Origin of the sequence: Streptomyces sp. NBC_00224 (genome assembly GCF_041435195.1) — a bacterium.
GTDB lineage: Bacteria > Actinomycetota > Actinomycetes > Streptomycetales > Streptomycetaceae > Streptomyces.
In genome coordinates, this window is record NZ_CP108106.1 from 8389934 (window position 1) to 8409165 (window position 19232).

At 69.9% G+C, this 19232-nt stretch carries 17 protein-coding genes; 11 read left to right on the forward strand and 6 right to left on the reverse strand.

Going from position 1 to position 19232, the window contains the following annotated elements; all coding sequences use genetic code 11:
• Positions 1–45: 45 nt before the first annotated feature.
• The 3 genes from gap to OG965_RS37535 all read right to left on the reverse strand — a co-directional run bounded on the left by gap (position 46) and on the right by OG965_RS37535 (position 3563).
• On the reverse strand, positions 46–1044 hold the full coding sequence (gene gap / locus OG965_RS37525; protein WP_371656551.1) for a type I glyceraldehyde-3-phosphate dehydrogenase: 999 nt from the start codon (positions 1042–1044) through the stop codon (positions 46–48).
• A gap of 161 nt (positions 1045–1205) precedes the next feature.
• Positions 1206–2189 (reverse strand): GlxA family transcriptional regulator, encoded by a 984-nt coding sequence (locus tag OG965_RS37530; protein WP_371656552.1) that lies wholly within the window; start codon positions 2187–2189, stop codon positions 1206–1208.
• A 42-nt stretch (positions 2190–2231) separates the two neighbouring features.
• Complete coding sequence (locus OG965_RS37535) at positions 2232–3563, reverse strand: DUF6236 family protein (RefSeq protein ID WP_371656553.1); 1332 nt, start codon at positions 3561–3563, stop codon at positions 2232–2234.
• Positions 3564–3906: 343 nt separating this feature from the next.
• On the opposite strand from OG965_RS37535, the gene OG965_RS37540 reads away from it, so the two are divergent.
• The 4 genes from OG965_RS37540 (at position 3907) to OG965_RS37555 (ending at position 9861) form a co-directional block, all read left to right on the forward strand.
• A complete protein-coding gene (locus tag OG965_RS37540; protein WP_371656554.1) occupies positions 3907–4935 on the forward strand; it encodes an NlpC/P60 family protein in 1029 nt (342 codons plus the stop codon).
• A gap of 128 nt (positions 4936–5063) precedes the next feature.
• Positions 5064–6383: a cytochrome P450 gene (locus tag OG965_RS37545; protein WP_371656555.1), complete on the forward strand. Its 1320-nt coding sequence runs from the start codon at positions 5064–5066 to the stop codon at positions 6381–6383.
• Positions 6384–6496: 113 nt separating this feature from the next.
• Entirely contained in the window at positions 6497–8875 is a 2379-nt protein-coding gene (locus OG965_RS37550; protein ID WP_371656556.1) for a tetratricopeptide repeat protein, read from the forward strand.
• Positions 8876–9087: 212 nt separating this feature from the next.
• Positions 9088–9861: an SDR family oxidoreductase gene (locus OG965_RS37555; RefSeq protein ID WP_371656557.1), complete on the forward strand. Its 774-nt coding sequence runs from the start codon at positions 9088–9090 to the stop codon at positions 9859–9861.
• 68 nt (positions 9862–9929) lie between these two features.
• Here the strand turns inward: OG965_RS37555 and OG965_RS37560 are convergent, their stop codons facing one another.
• Entirely contained in the window at positions 9930–10829 is a 900-nt protein-coding gene (locus OG965_RS37560) for a LysR family transcriptional regulator (RefSeq protein ID WP_371656558.1), read from the reverse strand.
• 183 nt (positions 10830–11012) lie between these two features.
• Between OG965_RS37560 and OG965_RS37565 the strand changes: the two genes are divergently transcribed.
• Positions 11013–11660, forward strand: a complete 648-nt coding sequence (locus OG965_RS37565; protein ID WP_371656559.1) for a DUF6629 family protein — start codon at positions 11013–11015, stop codon at positions 11658–11660.
• A gap of 166 nt (positions 11661–11826) precedes the next feature.
• Here the strand turns inward: OG965_RS37565 and OG965_RS37570 are convergent, their stop codons facing one another.
• On the reverse strand, positions 11827–12414 hold the full coding sequence (locus OG965_RS37570; RefSeq protein ID WP_371656560.1) for a TetR/AcrR family transcriptional regulator: 588 nt from the start codon (positions 12412–12414) through the stop codon (positions 11827–11829).
• Between the two features lie 70 nt (positions 12415–12484).
• Between OG965_RS37570 and OG965_RS37575 the strand changes: the two genes are divergently transcribed.
• From OG965_RS37575 to OG965_RS37590, 4 genes are all read left to right on the forward strand, one after another.
• On the forward strand, positions 12485–13378 hold the full coding sequence (locus OG965_RS37575) for an NADP-dependent oxidoreductase (protein ID WP_371656561.1): 894 nt from the start codon (positions 12485–12487) through the stop codon (positions 13376–13378).
• Positions 13379–13700: 322 nt separating this feature from the next.
• On the forward strand, positions 13701–14087 hold the full coding sequence (locus OG965_RS37580; protein ID WP_371656562.1) for a hypothetical protein: 387 nt from the start codon (positions 13701–13703) through the stop codon (positions 14085–14087).
• Positions 14088–14278: 191 nt separating this feature from the next.
• Positions 14279–14596, forward strand: coding sequence for a hypothetical protein (locus OG965_RS37585; protein WP_371656563.1), 318 nt, complete (start codon positions 14279–14281; stop codon positions 14594–14596).
• Positions 14597–14726: 130 nt separating this feature from the next.
• Positions 14727–15587 (forward strand): hypothetical protein, encoded by an 861-nt coding sequence (locus OG965_RS37590; RefSeq protein WP_371656564.1) that lies wholly within the window; start codon positions 14727–14729, stop codon positions 15585–15587.
• A gap of 172 nt (positions 15588–15759) precedes the next feature.
• On the opposite strand, the gene OG965_RS37595 is transcribed toward OG965_RS37590, so the two are convergent.
• On the reverse strand, positions 15760–17211 hold the full coding sequence (locus OG965_RS37595; protein WP_371657165.1) for an amidase: 1452 nt from the start codon (positions 17209–17211) through the stop codon (positions 15760–15762).
• A 489-nt stretch (positions 17212–17700) separates the two neighbouring features.
• Here OG965_RS37595 and OG965_RS37600 point away from each other — a divergent pair, with 489 nt between their 5' ends.
• Both OG965_RS37600 and OG965_RS37605 read left to right on the forward strand, forming a co-directional pair.
• A complete protein-coding gene (locus OG965_RS37600) occupies positions 17701–18264 on the forward strand; it encodes a papain-like cysteine protease family protein (RefSeq protein WP_371656565.1) in 564 nt (187 codons plus the stop codon).
• 10 nt (positions 18265–18274) lie between these two features.
• Complete coding sequence (locus OG965_RS37605) at positions 18275–19165, forward strand: hypothetical protein (protein ID WP_371656566.1); 891 nt, start codon at positions 18275–18277, stop codon at positions 19163–19165.
• The last annotated feature ends 67 nt before the right edge of the window (positions 19166–19232 follow it).

The window sequence follows — 19232 nt, forward strand, 5'->3', positions numbered from 1 at the left end:
AGGGGGAGCGGGGACCGTGGCCAAGGGATGACCCGCGCCCGGCTGTCACCGCCCCGCGAGCAGCTCCAGTGTGTCGATCACCCGGTTGGAGAAACCCCACTCGTTGTCGTACCAGGCGACCACCTTGACATGGCGGCCGTCCACCCGGGTGAGGGCCGAGTCGAAGATGGACGAGGCCGGGTTGCCCGTGATGTCGGAGGACACCAGCGCGTCCTCCGAGTACTCCAGTACGCCCGCGAGCGGCCCCTGCGCCGCCGCGCGGTAGGCGGCCAGCACGTCGTCGAGCGTCACGTCACGCTCGACGGTCGTGTTGAGCTCGACGATCGAGCCCACCGGCACGGGCACCCGGATCGAGTCGCCGGACAGCTTGCCGTCGAGGTTGGGCAGGACATGACCGATCGCCTTGGCCGCGCCCGTCGTGGTCGGCACGATGTTGACCCCGGCGGCGCGGGCGCGGCGGGGGTCGCGGTGCGGGCCGTCCTGGAGGTTCTGCTCCTGGGTGTACGCGTGCACGGTCGTCATGAACCCGTGCTCGATCCCGGCGAGTTCGTCGAGCACCGAGGCCAACGGCGCGAGCGCGTTCGTGGTGCAGGAGGCGTTCGAGACGATCGTGTGCGCCTCGTGGTCGTACGCGTCGTTGTTGACCCCGAACGCGAGGGTGACGTCGGCGCCCTCCGAGGGCGCGCTGACCAGGACCTTCTTCGCGCCCGCGTCCAGGTGGGCACGGGCGGCCTTCGCCGAGGTGAAGCGGCCCGTCGCCTCCAGGACGAGGTCGACGCCCAGCTCGGCCCAGGGCAGGTCGGCCGGGTCGCGCTCGGCGAGCACCTTGATGCGGCGGCCGTCGACGACGAGCGTGTCCCCGTCCACGGTCACCGGCCGCCCGAGCCGGCCGGCCGTCGAGTCGAAGGCGAGCAGCCGCGCGAGGGCGGCGGGCTCGGTGAGGTCGTTCACGGCGACGACCTCCAGATCACTGTCGCGTTCGAGCAGCGCGCGCAGCACGTTGCGTCCGATGCGGCCGAATCCGTTGATGGCGATGCGAGTCATGAGTGATGTCCCTTCGGTTCGCCTCCAGACTCGCGTGGGACGCCCGGCGGCGGCAGAGGCGTGAGCGCCATGGTTCGAAAGGATCTCGCCAAGGGGTGGCGGGGCGTTGCGGCAGGGGCGCGAGTCGCCCCGCGCCGAGCGACCCGTATGCAGACCGGCGCTCACTCCCCGCGCGCGAACGTCCGCCGGTACTCCGTCGGCGTAGTCCCCAGCACCCGCTGGAAATGCAGCCGCAGATTCGCTCCCGTCCCCAGCCCCACATCCGTCGCGATCTGCTCCACACTGCGCTCCGAACGCTCCAGCAGCTCACGGGCCATGTCGATACGGGCGCGCATGACCCACTGCATCGGCGTGTACCCGGTGTCCTCGACGAAGCGCCGGGAGAAGGTGCGCGCGGACACCGCCGCGTGCCGGGCCAGCGCCTCCAGGGTGAGGGGTTCGTCGAGGCGGTGCAGTGCCCACTCGCGGGTGGCGGCGAACCGTTCGCCCAGTGGTTCGGGCACGCTGCGCGGCACGTACTGTGCCTGCCCACCGCTGCGGTAGGGCGCCGCGACCAGGCGCCGGGCCGCGTGGTTGGACGCGGACACACCGAGGTCGCCGCGCAGGATGTGCAGGCACAGGTCGATGCCGGAGGCGGCACCGGCGGAGGTCAGCACACTGCCCTCGTCCACGAACAGGACGTTCGCGTCCACCCGTACGCGGGGGTGTTTTTCGGCGAGTGCCCGTGTGTAGTGCCAGTGCGTGGTGGCGCGCCTGCCGTCGAGCAGGCCCGTGGCGGCGAGCGCGAAGGCACCCGTGGAGATCGCGGCGAGCCGCGCGCCCCGGCCGTGGGCGGCGACCAGCGCGTCGAGGACGGCCCGCGGCGGGTCCTCGCGGCCGGGAAAGCGGTATCCGGGGACGAAGACGAGGTCGGCCCACGCGAGCGCGTCGAGGCCGTGGGCGACGGCGTATGACAGGCCGTCACCGCCGGTCACGAGTCCGGGCTCCGCCCCGCAGACCCGCACCTCGTACGGCATGCTCGCGCGGGTCGTGAACACCTGCGCGGGAATGCCGACGTCGAGCGGCTTCGCGCCTTCGAGCACGAGGACGGCGACGCGTCGCAGAGGGGTTGAGGCTGGCACAGGACAAGCGTACGAGGAGCGCATCATCGCCGCGTACGACGTGCGCCCGTACGACGCACCCGGCGTTCAGTGCCCGAGGCGTCCGCGGAGTCCGGCCCACCGTCCGCGTTGCCGCCGGGGTGCGGCTCGTCGCATCGCGGAGCGGATCTGCGCGACGGTCTCCGAGGGGCCCAGTTCGTGGCGCAGGTTCAGCAGATATCCGGCGGGGTGGCCCGCGAGGGCCTGTCTGCGCTGGTCGAGTGCGCTCTGCGTCGCTCCGACGAGGCACCCGGCGACCACACCCGCCCCGGTGACGGCGGACGGCAGGTTCGCGGTGTCGGCCAGTACGCCCAGCGCCGTCGGTGGCACGAGCGTTTGAAGGCTCAGCACGGCTCGGGCGGGTTGCATGCCGAGCCGCCCGAGTTCACGCTCCATCGTCTCGATCGGTTGCGCGATGCTCCTCTCCACATGGTTGCGCAGCCTGGCCGCTCTCACCTCGGGATCCCGCACCCCACTGATCTCGACGAAGTCCGGCGCGAGTGAGTCGAGGAACGCGCGAAACCGCATCAGCTCCGGCAGCAGGCGTCGCCGTGCCTCGATGATCCGCTCTACCGGGACCTCGGCGATATCGCGGGGGAGGACGGACTGCAGGGCCAGCACGGCGAACGTCTGATGGGCGTCGGTTCGTCCCTCCGCCGTCGTCCCGGTCTCGTCGGCGAGCAGGGCGTACGCCATGGCGTCGATGGTCCAGCCCGAGGTGGCGGCACAGGTCAGCGCCTGGTCGGTCACCGGGGTCATTCCGTTCTCCCTCGCCACCACGTCCGCGAGGATCGTCAAGTAGACGCGGGCCAGGCTTCGGTGCACCGCAAAGGTGTGTACGTCGAGGACTCTTCCGTCGTCTGCGCGGCGCCACTGGTAGTTCTGCGAAACCAGCAGCCCGGCTTCCGCCAGCCGTACCGTCAGGTCGTAGGAGAGCTTCGTCGGATGCACCTCCTCCAACCGGCTGTCGACCGGCAGGAGTTCGTCGTACACGTCCCGGGTGCGCAGGGACTCGATCCCGAGTGCGTGGGCGCCGTACCGCGGGATGAGTTCGTCCTGGTACCGGCTGAGGAAGTCGAAGAACAGCGCGTCGATCTGATCCTCGGTACTTGGCCACGGATCCCGCGGGAGGAAGTGCGGGTCCACTCTCGTCAAGACGTCGCCACTCACCCAGGACCCGCGGATCCGGCCCCGGTCGGGCCTCACATCCACGAGGAAGTCGAGCTCGTCCCGAAGCCGCTTGACCGTGTCGGAGTCCCGCAGGTGCCGGTACCCGACCGGAACGATGCGCCCGAGCTGTGGCCAGTGCAAGGCCGCGGCCTTGACCCACGCGTCGCCGGGCAGGTTGGCGTACGGGAAGTAGAGGGCAATGTCGCTCACGGGCCACACGATGCCCTGTGCCCGCCCGGTGGCGATAGACGGCGGGTGTGTCCCGCCCTCGGCAACCCCGACCTCGGCAACCCCGCCTGTCGTCACACGCTGATGCCCCACCACGCCCTTGAGTGAGGACTGCCGTTGGCGCCCCCGTGCCGTGTGTGCGATGTGTGTAAAAACTGTGCTTCGTGAGGCAGATTTTTCTCATGAGGATTTGAACCGATCACAACTTGGTCACTAAAGTCATGTCTCGAACCTTCGCGCGATGGATCACCCATTCGGGGTGTCGGCGAAGGGGCCGCCATGTCTGCGTAGTTCGGCGGCTCTGAGGAAGAAGGAGCTGCCCTCCGTGGGGTCCCACCGTCGTCCCAAGCATCCGAGCCGCGCCCGTGTCACCGTGTTCACCGCCACCGCCGCCGCGGCCGTCGCGCTCAGCTCCCAGGCCGCCAACGCCGCGCCTGCCAAGCCGAGCAAGGACGAGGTGAAGTCGAAGGTCGACGAGCTCTACCACCAGGCGGAGAAGGCCACCGAAGAGTACAACGGGGCCAACGAGAAGCAGACCGCCCTCCAGAAGGAGGTGACGGCCCTCCAGGACCAGGTGGCCCGCGGGCAGAGCGAGCTCAACGTCCTGCGTAACGGCATCGGTTCGCTCGCCAGCGCCCAGTACCGCTCCGGCGGCCTGGACCCGTCCGTTTCGCTCTTCCTCTCCGCCGACCCGGACAGCTACCTCGACAAGGCGTCCGCGGTCGACCAGTTGGGCGCCAGGCAGGCGCAGGCCCTTGAGACCATCCAGTCCAAGCAGCGGGCCCTGGCGCAGAAGCGCGCCGAGGCCGCCCGCAAGCTCGCCGACCTCGCGGACGTCCGCAAGACGGCCGGCGAGAGGAAAAGGGCCTTCCAGGGCAAGCTCGCCGAGGCGCAGAAGCTCCTGAACACCCTCACCACCGCCGAGCGCGCCAAGCTCAAGCAGGACGAGAGCCGAGCCAGCCGCGGCGCCGGCGAGCGCGTGAACCTGGGCCACGAGAAGCCGGGGTCCGGGCGCGGCTACGCCGCCCTGCAGGCCGCCGCGACGCAGATCGGCAAGCCGTACCAGTCCGGCCACGAAGGCCCTGAGTCCTACGACTGCTCGGGTCTGACCCAGTGGGCCTTCGCCCAGGTGAACGTCCACATATCGCGGGTCACGTACACGCAGATCAACGACGGCAGCTCGGTCAGCTTCAACGACCTCGCCCCCGGCGACCTGGTCTTCTTCAACAACCTTCTGCACGTCGGCATCTACGCGGGCAACGGCATGGTGCTGCACGCCCCGAAGCCCGGTGCCTTTGTCCGCTACGAGAAGATGAGCTACCTCGGCAGCTTCTACGGCGCCCGGAGGATCTGACGAGGAATCGTCCCGCCGGCTGGACCGTGGGGTAGGAAGCGGGGACGGGGGAAACAGCCGGCGACAAGGGCCAGTTGAGGAGCCTTCGGAAAACCCGTGGGCAGGTCCCCCGGACAGGAGGCACCGTCATGCGCATCCCCGGACCCGAGCACCAGGAGGATGGCGGGCTGGGCGCCGTCGCGGCCGCGGGCGGGCTGCACCGGTACCAATTGCGCCTGCACGACGCGTACGGACCGGTCGTGCGCTTCCAACTGCCGGGCGCGGACACGGCCGTGTCGGTCGCCGACCCAGTGCTCCTGGAGGCCGCGGCGCACCTGGACAAGCGGCCCGAGGAGCTGTTCGCGTTCCTGGACCCGTTGTGCGAGGCGGGCAACCTGCAAGTGCTCCCCGCCGACGAGCACACGCCCTGGCGTCGGCTGCTGCTCTCGGTGCTCGCCGGACGTCCGGCCCACGAGCGGCACTTCACGCGCTTCACGGAGCCGGCGCGGGAGCTCGCGGAGCGCTGGGCCGGGCAGGTGGACGGCGAACCCGTCGAGCTGCAGAAAGAGTTGACCGCGCTGTCGCTCCGCATGATCTGCGGGTTCGCGCTCGGCGGCGCGGACGCCGGCACGGACGCGGACCGCGTCGTCGCCGCGTTCGAGGCGGTGCTCACCGAGCACCTCGGGCGGCTCTACCAGGTGCCACGGACCGACCCGCGCTCGGCGGAGCGGGCCGATGAAGCCCTCGCGTATCTGCGCGCGACGGTCGACCGTGTGGTGGCGGCGCACCGCTCGGACGGCCGCGCCGACCGCAGCGACCTGATCGGGGCGCTCGTCGAGGCCGGGGAGAGCTCGGCGCGGATCCGGGACACCGTGATGGTGACGCTGCTCGCCGCCCACCACACCACCGGCGTCGCCGTCGCGTGGACGCTGCACCTGCTGGGCCGCCACCCCGACGCGGCCGACCGCGTCGCGGCCGAACTGGACCAGGTGCTCGGCGAGCGCGCCGCGCCCGACTACGGCGACCTGCGGCGGCTCACGTATCTGGACATGGTGCTCAAGGAGTCGATGCGCCTGTTCCCGCCCGGCCCGTACGGCGCGCGCGAGACGACCGAGGACCTGGCCCTGGGCCCGTACGAGATCCCCGCCGGGACGACGGTGTTCTATCCGTTCTGGGCGGTGCACCTGAACCCCGAGCACTGGCCCGAGCCGGAGCGGTTCGACCCCGAGCGGTTCACGCCGCAGGAGGTGGCCAAGCGGCCGCGGCTCGCGTACGTCCCCTTCGGGATCGGGCCGCGCAGCTGCGAGGGCGCCGCCCTGGCCACGGTCGAGGCCCAGCTCGTCCTGGCCGTCCTGCTCAAGCGCCTTCGCTTCCGGCCCGAGCCTGGGCACGAGGTGACGCCGGTGGAACGGTTCGTGCTGTGGGCACGGGACGGGATCCGGATGACGGTGAGGCCACGGGACATCTGAGGCTGTGTGGGCGAGCGTTCGTATTGCGCGTACGCGGCTGTTCCCAGGGCAGGGCAGCGATCTGCATGTCGGCGGCGGCCACGGCCGGGCCCCAAGTGCGGCATCCTCGTTCTATGGGGGATCGGCGCTACGACCTGTGGACGGCGGCTGGGGCGGTCGCCGCGGGTGCCGTGCTGGCAGCGGCCTCGGTGGTGTTCGCCGCCGGGCGGTTCCCGGGGCCGACCTGGGCGGCGGCCACCGTGGGTGCGGTCGTCGCGTGTGCGGCCATCACCGGGAAGAGGGCCGTGGAGGCTCTGGGAACACGGCTGGCCGAGCCCGTCGAACGAGTCGTACGCCGGTCCGCCGCGAGGAACGCGCTCCTCGGCCCGGCACAACGGGTCGTCGACTCCCGCGAGCGCATGGCGTTGAGCATTCACACGGCGATCCCCCTGCCGAGGGACGCCGACCCGGGTTTGTCGAGCAGCCTGCCGGAATACATTCCGCGCCGGATCGACTCCGACATCCGTGCATGGATCAGGGCACACACCCGGACCGGCGGGCTCGTGGTGCTGGTGGGTGAGGCGGCGGCGGGCAAGACCCGTTGCCTGTACGAGGCGCTGTGCGCCGAGGTCCCCCTCTGGGGGTTGCCCCATATAGAGACGGGTGCGCAGCTCAACGCCCTGGTCCGGGAGGGCGTCGATCTGGCGCAGTCCGTCGTCTGGCTCGATGAGTTCCAGAACTTCTTCGGTGACGAGGCGCTGACGGCCCCATCGGTACGGCAGTTGGTCGCGGGTCGGCACGGCCCCGTCCTGATGGCCGCCACCATCCGCACCGAGGAGCTGGACAGATTGCTGCACTCCACCGAGCCGTCGACCGAAGCCCCCGAAGGCTCGGACGCGATCGGCCGCCGTCACGCCCGCGAGGTGATCAAAATGCTGGCGCGCTGGTCCCCGCGTGGTGAGGCGACGGAACGCGCCATGCGCTTCCACGTCGACAGTCGCCTTTCGGCCGAGGAGCGGACCCGGGCCCAGGCCCTGGCCGCGATCGACCCCCGTATCGAGGTCGCGCTGCGCGGCGCGGAGGACGAGCGGATCACCGCGACCCTGGCGGGCGCCCCGGAGCTGATCGAACGCTGGACGCTCGACTCGGGCGACCGCCACGGCCAAGCGGTCCTCACGGCCGCCGTCGTCGCCCGCCGGTGCGGTCATCCCGAAGTCGTGCCGATGGAGGTGCTGGAAGCACTGGCCATGAGGGCACTGTCGGCGCAGGCGCGTGTCCCGCTGTCGGCCCAGTGGCTGTCCGACGCGATCGCGTGGGCCGAGAACCCGATCGAGGGAAGGATCAGCGCGCTCCGCAGATCGGCCACCACGCCGGGTGTCGTGGAGGGCTTCAAGGTCTCCGACATCCTTCTCCAGCACTCCTACTCGGCGGCCCGGAGCCTCGTGCGTCCCCTGCTTGACGACGAAGGCACGTGGAGCACGCTCCTGGCGCACGCCTCGCCGTACGCCGGGAGCGACATCGGGCTCGTCGCGGACGCCGAGGGCAGGACCGAACTGGCACGGCGAGCATGGCGCAGGGCCGCTGACGCGGGAGACCTGCGGGCGATGCACTGGCTCGGCTGGTCCTGCACCCGTCGCGGAGACCACGCTGAGGGCGCGAGCTGGTTCCGCCGTGCGATCGACCTGGGCGACAACACCGCGATGTGGGCTCTCGCGCGCTGCTTGCACGGATCGGGAGACTTTACGGGGGAGGAGCGCTGGTTGCGGGAGGCCGCATCCCAGGGCGACGCGTCCGCCATGGTGGATCTCGGCGTCGCCCTTTCCGCCCTGGGTCGGCAGGACGAGGCCGAGACCTGGCTGCGCCGGGCCGCGGGACTCGGTGAGGCGGTGGCCATGGCCAACCTCGGGTACCTGTGGGAACAACGCGGGGACCTCACCCAGGCAGAGCACTGGAACCGGCAGGGGGCCGTTGTCGGTCACCCCGGGGCCATCGAGAACCTGGCGCACCTGCTGAAGAACCGGGGGGACACGGACGAGGCGCTGCGGTGGTACCGGCGCGGAGCCGAGCGCGCGCGGGCACTCATGCAGGACTCCCCGGCCGCGTACCGGCCCTGGCCGGGTGAGTCCCAGGACCAGGGGGTGTCCGACACGGTCCTCGGGCTCGCCCGCATGTTGCTGGAGACGGGCAGGACAGAGGAGGCCGAAGTCTGGTTCCACGAGACCGCGGACCGCGGGGACCCGCGAGCCGCGGCGGCACTCGCGGACATCGAGATCGGCCGCGGAGAGCCGTCCCTCGCGGTGTTCTGGCGCCGCACGGCCGCCGAGTCGGCCGACGCCCTCCTCACCCGCAGCCGGCACTCACTGCGGGCCTCGTACGGTGAACTCGGCGTGCGTCGGCATGTGCGCATACTGCGGCGCTACGCGGAGTGCCTCGCCGACCAGGGCGACGCGGCCGGAGCCGCTGAATGGAACTCCCGGGGTGACAGGCACACTTCGCCTGGCTCGCTGCCTTGACCTGACAGGGCCGGTCCGGGCACGGGAGTGCCATAGGAACTCCCTATAGCACCTGCTGACATTTCGTCTTTGCCTCTTGTTCTTTTCCGGACGTACCGTCAAACAACTCGATGGACGAGGCGCTCACCGCGATTTCTCCGAAGAATCGCGCTCTGTGCACGTCGATTTTTTTCCGTCGAGCGGACGAACATGCGATTGAGGGGACCGGTGGCATGGCCACGATTGAGAAAAGCGGATCGGGAACGCGGGAACTCGCGGGAAAGCGAGCCCTGGTAACAGGTGGTTCTCGCGGAATCGGAGCGGCCGTCGTGCGCCAACTCCTGGACGCGGGCGCCGAGGTGCTCACGACCGCCAGGTCGGCGACGAGCACGGTGCCGGAGGGCGCCACCTTCGTGGAGGCCGATGTACGGACACGGGCTGGAGCGGAGGCGCTCGCCGCGGCCGCGCGGGACGTGCTCGGCGGGGTGGACGTCCTGGTCCACAACGCGGGTGGGGCGCAGCCGTACAAGGGTGCTTCGGCGATTCCCGACGAGGAGTGGCAGGAGGCGCTGGACTTGAACTTCCTGGCGTCGGTACGGCTGGACTCGCTGCTGGTAGCGGGGATGCGGGAACGGCGTTCGGGGGTGATCGTGCACGTCTCCTCGGCCGCGGTGCCTCTCACGCCGCCACCTTTCCTGCACTACACGGCGGCGAAGGCGGCGCTGGAGAACTACAGCCGGGGACTGGCCTCGGAGTTGGCCCCGTTCGGGATCCGGGTCAACACCGTGACTCCCGGCAGAGTCGCCACGCCCGGCGGCGAAGCAACGCGGGAGCAGTGGGCGCGCCTGGACCCGGCGCAGGGCCAGAACAACACCACCGTGCCGCTGGGGCGCGACGGTCAGCCCGACGACATCGCCCACGCGGTGCTGTTCCTCATATCCGACCGGGCGAGCTGGCTGACCGGGAGCAATCTCGTCGTGGACGGCGGCGAATTCCCCAGGGGTTGACGCCGACAGCATTCCGGAACGCCGGTTTCGAAAAGAGAATCAAGCGGCGCCCGCCTCCTTCTCGGCCGTCAGGACACCGGTGAGAAGGAGGCGGATTTGTACCAGGTCTCTTTACGCAGAAGTTCGAGCAGGGCTGTCTCCGCCGGGCCCGCGCCGGGCCGGACGGCGGCGACGACGGGCTGGGACACGACCGGGAACACCGGGCGCGCGAGATGCTCGTGACCGTGGGGCACCGCGGAGGCCGGGACGAGCGTCACCCCCAGCCCGTGGGCGGCCCACCGCACGGCCGTCGCCGCCTGGGATACACGGGCGACCGTGGTCGGGGTCAGCTCGTTGTCCCGCAGCACCTCGCGCAGCACGCCGTCGAGCGCGCTGTTGTGGTCGAACCTCACCCACGGCTCCCGCTCCAGTTCGCTCAGCTCGACCCGGTCCGCGGCGAGCCGCGGGTGCCCGGCCCCCAGCACCACGACGAACTCCTCGTCGCCGAGGTGGTGGCCGTCGTACAGGCCTTCCTCGCACGGCCCGGCCATCAGGGCGAGGTCCAGCACACCGCCGCGCGCCATCCGCTCCAACTCGGCGGGGTTCGGCTCCTCAAAGACGGTGACCTCCAGCCGCGGGAAGCGGCGGCGCAACGCGCCCAGCGCCCCCGGCAACTGCCGTGTGCCCAGGCCCATCTGCGCCGCGACCACCAACTCGCCCACCAGTTCATCGGCACCGGCCCGCGCCGTGGCCCTCGCCCGCCGCGCCGCGCTCACCGCGACCTCCGCCTCCCGCAGGAACGCACGGCCGACCACGGTGGGCACCAGTCCGGTCGGCGTGCGGGTGAACAGCTTTACGCCGAGCTCCCGCTCCAGGCCGCGGATCTGCTGGGACACCGACGGCTGAGCGACGTGCAGCAGCTCCGCCGCCGCCGTCACCGAGCCCTCCTCGGCAACGGCCAGGGCGTACTCGAACTGACGAAGGCTCATCGGCTCCCGTCCCCTCCCTGCGGTGGACCGCGGTCCACCGCATTGTAATCTTGTAATGGTAAGTCGAATGGGTGACGCCTCGTGGCTAGAGACATCAGCTGCGCCGTGCACCGGGATGTTGGGCGTAGCCGCGAAGGAGTGTCCGGCGCGCTACCTCACCAGGGCGGCCGTAGCGTTGCTGTCATGTGCTGGAGTGCGACGGCCGACCTCATTGCGGGCGTGGGCATTATGGCTGTGGGGGCCGCTTCGGTGACCTTGGCGGCCCGCCGCCCCCGTGACCTGCCGCTGGCCGCGCTGCCTCTCCTCCTGGGGGGTCACCAGATCATCGAGGCCGCGGTCTGGCACAACGGCGGCGGCACCGGGCCCGCCACTGTCGCCTGGGCTGTCATCGCGCTCCCGCTGCTGGCGCTGTGGGTACCGGCGGCCGTGCTGTGCGCCGCGCCGCCGAGCGCCCGTCGCCGCCTGATCATTCCCCTGGCGGCGGGAGTCGCGACGGCGGCGGCGCTCACCTACGCGCTGGCGACCCGCCCCGTGACGGCCGAGATCCGTGGGCACACCGTCGGGTACTCCCTGGGGCTGCCGCAGCCGGAGCTGATCGTCATCGGCTACCTCCTCGCCACCATCGGCTCCCTGCTCCTGTCCGGCGACCGGGGCCTCGTCCTGTTCGGCGTCCTGGTTGCCGTCGGGGCAGCGGTGTCCTTCGCGCTGTGGCGGCAGGAGTACATCTCCACGTGGTGCGCGTTCGCCGCGGTGTGTTCGGTGGTCCTGTCGCTCTGGGTCAGAAGGCGTCGCCCGCCAATTCCACGGCCCTCAGGCGGTCTCGAACCTTGATAGCGACGGAGGCGATCGGGCTCTGCCTCACCTTTTTCGAGCCGCACGGTGGGTCAGTGACGGTCTGGCGGGCCGGCTGGGCAGATGTCGTGGTGCCGGTGCGCGAACCGGCCGGGACCGCGACGGGAGGGATGGGGTCCCTGTCCTGCCTGGAGGAACAAGTTCCTCACGCACGTCGAGAAGGGCAGGCGACTTCCCAGGCCGCCTCGATCATCTGGAAGATCTCGTCCACCGCGGCCTCCGGATCGGCCGCCTCACGGGCCAGCGAATAGGCGTCGATCACGAACCTCGCGATCGTTCGGCAGGCCGTTGTGGTCTGTGGCAGGTCGGGATCGGCGGCGATGGCCGTCGCCAGTGTCTCCGCATGGCGCAGCCTCATCGACTCCTCGTACTCCCGCAGGGCGGGTGATTCGTCGATCATGCGCCAGATCGGGGCGGCGCTGTCCGCCGTGCAATGGCGCACCAGGGCCTGGATCTCGCGGCGCAGCGCAGGGATGAGCGGCTCGTGCGGCGCCCGGCCGGTGACCGCCTGCGTGAGGCGTTGCTCGAAGTCTTCGTCCTGCTCGAACACCAGGGCCTCTTTCGAGGCGAAGTGGGAGAAGAGCGTGGTGACGGCCACGTCGGCCTCAGCGGCCACGTCACGGATGCCCACCGCGTCGTACCCGCGTTCCAGGAAGAGCCGCAGGGCGGTGTCAGCGATCTTCTGGCGGGTCGCGGCTTTCTTGCGCTCACGGCGTCCGGGCGGCACGGTCATGCCCTGACACTATCAGATACAAAAACAGAACCGTTTCTAAACCCTAACGGTTAGTGTTACGGTCGGCCGCATGAGGAAAGTGAGCTTCGCCGAGTTCGGCGGTCCGGACGTTCTGCAACTCATAGACGCCGAGGAGCCCCACGCGGGCCCCGGCCAGGTACGCATCGCCGTGCGGGCGGCGGGCGTGAACCCCGTCGACTGGAGGATCCGTGAAGGCCAGTTCCAGAAGGTCCATCCGATCGAGTTGCCCGCCGGAGTCGGGCTGGACGCCTCCGGGGTGGTGGACGAGGTCGGTGAGGGTGTCGAAGGGGTCGAGGTCGGCGACCGCGTCTTCGGTGAAGGCTCAAGCACCTATGCCGAGTTCGCCGTGCTGTCGGCCTGGGCCCGTATGCCCGAGGGCCTGACGTTCGAGGAGGCAGCCGGCTACCCCTCCGTGGTGGAGACCGCGCTGCGCATCATCCGCCAGGCCGGTGTGCGGTCCGGGCAGACGCTGCTGGCCAGCGGTGCGTCCGGGGGAGTCGGATCGGCGGTGCTGCAGATCGCCCGCGACCGCGGCATCACGGTGATCGGCACGGCTGGGGCCGCGAACCAGGACTATCTGCGCAGCCTGGGTGCCGTCGCCACGACGTACGGCGAGGGCTGGGCCGAGCGGGTGCGGCAGCTCGGCCATGTCGACGCAGCTCTCGATCTGGCCGGGTCGGGGGTGATCGGCGAGCTCGTCGAGCTGACCGGGGATCCGCAGAAGGTGATCTCCATCGCCGACCTCGCTGCGCCGGAGCACGGCGCCCGATTCTCCGGTGCGGCCGGGAGTATGCCGGAAGCGCTCACCGAGGCCGCCGACCTCATATCGCGGGGGAAGCTCCACATCCCGGTCGAGAAGTCGTACACGCTCGCCGAGGCCGCGGCGGCGCACATAGACAGCCATGCCGGTCACACGCGCGGGCGCCGGGTCGTGGTCGTCTGAGTCGTTTGCAGCGTGGTTGCACGGCACCGGCAAGCTGAATTCCTACCCCGGCGCGGCTGGAACGGTTGTTGGCGCATGTGGACGAGGAGGGGGCCGGGGGCTGACGGAACCTCGTCCCCTCGGATGGCCTGCTCTGTTCGGAGGATGTCTCGGAGGGCCGGACGGGTGCCGGCAGTGGGGTGAATCCGGTGTGCTGCCAGCGCATTGGGGTGTCTGCCTGCCCCTTATGGCGGACACGCGTGCCGGGATGGCTCCCGATTGCGAAGGCCGCAGGGCCGACTCAGGGTGATCGAAACATCCCTCGGCTCGAAGGAGTACGTCCATGGGTGCCTCCCGCAGGTCCCGCTTCCTCCTGACGACAGCCGTCGTCGGCACGATCGCCCTCGGCGCCGCTCAGCACACGGCAACCGCCACCACCCTTTCTCATGTACGGGCGATGACGTACTCCTCCGTCTCCACACCCACTCCGGAGGCCCAGCGGCCGGACGCCGGCGCGGTCACCACGGCGACCGCCGACGGGGCCACGGCACCGACTCGCCTCGCCCCCGACGGGGTGGTGCCGGACGACGCCGCGCCTGCGGCCGACGGGGGCTCGAACCCGCTCGGTGCGGTCACGGGCCTGGTGAGTGGCCTGGTCAGTACCCTCACCGGTGTTGTCGGAGGCCTCACCGGGTTGGTGAGCGGCCTGCTGAAGGGTTTGCTGGGCTGACCGCGCGCGAGCGGGACGAGGCGACGCGTTCCGCCCCCGCGCGGCGTTGTTCGGGGCGGGGCACCCACTTGGCGTAGGGATTATCGTTTCAGTAAGCCTCTATCGGGTGGTGCACGCCGGCTGTTCCAGTCAGTGGGTACGGGTCGGGTCATGCTGCCAGGGTTCCAACTCTGGCAACTGAGGGGCCCTCCATGCGTCTTCGCCGTACCGCCGTCGCTGTCTTCGGCGCTCTCGCGCTCGTCATGACACTGCCTGATTCAGCCGGTGCCGCTTTTGGCACCTTCACCTACGTCAACGTGGACAATGAGGAACTGTCGATCAGCAACCCCATGAGCGGGGAATGTTTCCTGCTGGTCAGCGGGGCGAAGCACGTGGACAACGGCACGAGCTCCACGGCGATCCTGTACGCGGACCGGGGCTGCGAGGAGCCGCTGTCCCCGGGCCTGCCTCCCCGACAGGCTCGTGACTTCACGATTTCCGGTGCTCCCCACAGCGTCAAGTTCGGCTGAGGCGCCGACGCACTGGGCGCCGCTTTGACTGTGGAAGGGCTGGCCAATCCCTGGCGGAAGTGCTGGCTTGACACCGTCTCGCGGGAAACCCAGTTCGACCACACGGGCGGGTCTGCCTACGCTGCATTGCATGATCCCCGCACTGCGCGTCCGCCGACTTTTCCACGCCCTGGAGACGTACCAAGGTGCGGACGTCTTCCTCGCGGTTGTCGAACCGTGGCTGGACGAGCACACCGACGCCGTCCGGGAGGCCCTCGCGCCGCTGGCCGCTTTCGGCGGATGGAAGCGGACCGAGTACGAGCCCGGCGATCCGCTGGAGACGGCGTACGCGCTCAGCCGCGTGAGCGACGCACTGATCTACAAGTTCCAGCCGCTGTTGCCGCCGGGCTCTGACACCTTCTGGGCGCATGACATCCACGAGCCCGAGTGCTGGCCGCAGATCACCCGTGACCAGTACCTGGCTGCCTTCGCCCGGCTCGGTATGGCCCCGATCGCTGACGTCGCGTTCGAACCGTTCTTCCACGAGGTCGTCCACGTCGAGCAGGACGACGATCCGCAGGCGCCGGTCGAGATCACCGGAACGGTCTGGCCGGGCCTGATGTTCGGGGAGATGCTGTTCAGCCGCACCGGTGTGACGGTGCGCTCCGGCACCCGGCACCTGGTCGCGGGCATCGCGGACCAGTCGCCGCTCCACGAAGTGTTCATGCGCCGTCACCGGGAGACCTTGGACGGGTCGCTGGCCTGTGGCACCAACTCGCAGTGGAACATGGACTTCCGCCGCGACTACCTCACCGACGCCGCCTTCCACTTCGCCGTCGATGAGGACCCCGACTCGGACCGGGACATCCTCGGCAGGCCGAGGAGGCTGACTCCGGCCGAGCGATCGGACTTGGTGCGGCACCGCTGCTTGACCCGGCCCCTCCAGGATCCGGATGCTTGGAACAGCGCCTCCCCAGGCGGGCGGCTCACCCTCTCGCGGGATCCGAACTGACCTGCCCGGCGCTCCACCACGCTCCCGGCACTCCTGGCGCCCCTGCCACCGCGGGGGAGTCGGCCCTGGCGAGGGTGGCCGACTGCCCCCTGGTGGCGGCGTGCGACACCGACACGGCGGAGGCCGGGCAGCGGCGGTGGGTCTGCGACGGACACCCGTCAGGTAGTACGCCCTACTCCGGTACCTGGAAGCCGCCGATCTTCTGCTCAAGCAGTTCGGCCAGCCGCAGCGGGGTGCGGTCCTCGAACATCGGACCGATGAGCTGCACTCCCACCGGCAGGCCCTCGGGGGACTTGCCTGTAGGTATCGCGGTGGCGGGTAGGCCGGGCATGGTGGCCAGACCGGCCCAGACGAGCTGGTCGAAGTACGGGTGGTCGACGCCGTCGATGTCGAGCTTGCGTTCCCTGGGATCGGGGTTGTGGTCGTGCGGGAACGCGGGGGTGGGGGTGATGGGACACACCACGGCGTCGAACTCGGCGAAGAACTGCCGCCAGCCGTGGCGGTGGAGCTCGCGACGGTTGTTCGCCTCGATCCAGTCGTGGTGGCTGAAGACCATGGCGCGCAACCGCGTCGCATCGAGGCTCTGGTCGTCCGCGCTCAGTTGGGCGGCGCGGGTCCGCAACTCCTCGTACGCTTCGATGGGAAAACGCGCAACGGCGCTCGAAAACAGCAACTGCGTGTAGAGCAGGGCGGCTTCGGTCAGGTCGGGCAGCAGCGGAGTGTGGCGTTCGACGCGGGCTCCGCTGTCGGCAAGAGCCTCGGCCACCCGGTTCAGGCCCGCCCGCACGGCGGACCCGGTCGGTATGAGCGGATGCTCATCGAGGATCAGGACCCGGAAGTCGCAGAGCCGCTCGTGGCGCGCGGGCGGCAGCGCCACGTCGTGCGCCACACCGAACGTCAGCGGGTCCGGTCCGGCCATGACGTCGAGCAGAAGTGTGAGGTCGCGGGCAGAGCGCGCCATCGGACCGACGACGGCGAGGTCAAGGTCAACCGGCAATGCCGGCGCGTCCGGCGGGACCATACCGCGGTTCGCCGCGAGTCCGAGTGTCGGCTTGTGTGCGTAGACGCCGCAGAAATGTGCGGGGGTGCGCAACGAACCGGCGATGTCGGAGCCGATGGACAGCGCGCCGAATCCGGACGCCAGGGCGGCCGCTGATCCGCCGGAGGATCCACCCGGCGTGCGACCGTGATCCCACGGGTTGTTGGTGGTGCCGTAGATCCCGTTGAAGCTCTGCACATCCTGCAGTCCGACGGGCACGTTGGTCTTGCCGAGCACCACCGCGCCTGCGGCCTTGAGCCGCGACACCTGCACCGCGTCCTCGGCCGGCATGTAGTTCCGGTATTGCGGCATGCCCCAGGTCGTGGGCAGCCCGGCGACGTTGTAGGACTCCTTGACCGTCACCGGAACGCCGAGCAGCGGCTGGTCCTCACCGCGGGCGCGCGCCTGGTCGGCCCTGCGTGCGGCAGCTCGTGCACGGTCGAAGTCCGGCACGCAGATCGCGTTGATCGTCTTGTCGTCCCGCTCGATACGGGCGATCGCCTGGTCGGTCAGTTCCACCGAGGTCACTTCACCGGCGCGCAAGGCAGCCACGAGTTGTTCGGCCGTCTGAAAATTCCACTCCATGAATCCGACCGTACTGGCCTCTGGAGCAGGGCATGAAATACCGCTTCGCACAACGGGGATGGGTGCCTGAACACTCATCATGTCCCTCTCCGGCCACAGACATCGGCCCGGCTGCTGGCGCTGGCGCTGGCGACGCGCGGCGCGACCGCATGGCGGAAACACTCGGTGGGTGAACGGGTCTACAGCTCGATGGGCGGGCGCCGTGTGCCGCCGCAGAGCGGTGATCGATGGGCGGCCGACCGCCCAAGCCAGGCAAGGAGTTCCGCCTCCCAGGGAGTGCGTGTTGGTGAGCCCGGGTCGGTCACCGCCCAGCTGGTGGAACAACTCTCCCAGCCAGGACCGCCACCCGAGTTACGCGATTAACCGATAAATAATCAGTTGGGGTGAAATCCACGCACGGCCCCTATATGGCTTTGACATGTTGCGCTGTCATATTCGTGTCAGATTGCCCCGCTCATCTCGTCGCACCCATCAGGGGAAGGCAGGAACATGGGCAGATTCAGGTACGGAACCACGGCGTCGGCCATCGTGCTGGCCGCCTTGGGATCACTCGCAGTCGCGGGAGGCACGGCTCACGCGGAAGCGGGTCAGGACACCATCGGCATGCTGAAGCAGGAGAAGACCCAGTGGTGCTGGGTCGCCTCCGGGCTGACCATCGCCAAGTTCCAGGGCTACGGCTCCACACAGACGGACTTCTGCAACCGGGCCCAGCCCGCCTACGGTTGCAACAACCAGCCCGCCACACTCGACGACATGGCCAAGGGCTGGAGCAGCCTCGGCATGACCCACCCCGGCTCGGGCCTGAGCAGTGCGGCCACGTTCAACCAGGTGTACACCGACGTCAAGGCGGCCCGGCCGATCGGTGCCCGCATCGGGTGGACGTCCGGCGGCGGCCACATGAACGTGGTCTACGGCTTCGACACGTCGAACACCACGATCGCTGTGGCCGACCCGTGGCCGGACACCGCCACGTACACCTGGTGGAACTACAACGACTACGTGAGCAACAGCTCGTCCAAGTGGACCCATTCCCGCATCGGCATCTCCCGCTAAGGCAGGCGACATGCGCGACACCAGCGGCACCAGCGGCACCAGAACGTTCAGCAAGCGGACGGGCTCTCGCTTCTCCCGCCTGTCCATCGTCCTCGCACTGAGCGCATCCGCATTACTGTCCGTCGTCGGTCCCGCCCACGCGGCCCCGGCCAAGGACCCTCTCCCGGCCGACATCCCCGACTACCAGGCCGCCCTCAACGCGGTGAAGTCCGCCGACGTCCGCAACGCCGTCTGCCGCTTCCTGAGCACCCCGGTGCCCAGCGGCGGCACCGGTGGGCCGGTGCAGACGATCCCCGAGACGGCCGAGCCGTGCCAAGGCCTCCCGGCCTTCACGATCAAGGACCCGTTGGCGCTGAACGAGATCACCCCCGGGTTCGTCGCGGGTACCTCCCAGCCACTGCCCACCGAGGCGGTCAAGCTGACGCAGCTTGTCTCCTCGCTGAACGTCACCGTCAACGGCCGCAACGCCACCGTCATGCTCGCCCCCACCCAGGGCGGCGGCTGGCACCTGGCGGCCGTGCGCGACGGTGACAGCGACGCCACATACGCCAGCAAGGCCACCCTGGGCACGCTGGTCTTCACCGAACCGCAGATCCGCGGCTGGTACCAGCTCAAGCTCACCACCGTCGAGCCGCTCAACGACCAGGCCCGGCAGGGACTGGGCGGCCAGGCGTCGGTGTCGCTCAGCGACTACCAGAAACTGGTCAAGGCTCGCTACGCCGACAAGCTGCCCGGCTCGGAGTACGACACGAAGGGGTACTCCAGCGGCTACAGCCCCCAGCACAAGTCGGACGACGCCTCGTCCTCCATCCCGCTGATTGCCGGCGGTTCCGGCGCGGCACTCGTCCTCGCGGGTGGGGCCGCCGTGCTCCGCCGACGCCGGCGCGCAAGTATCTGCTGAGCCCGACCCCGTACGCCCCCTTGCTCCGCCCCGGCAGCCAGCCGGGGCGGAGCAAGGGGGCGTACGG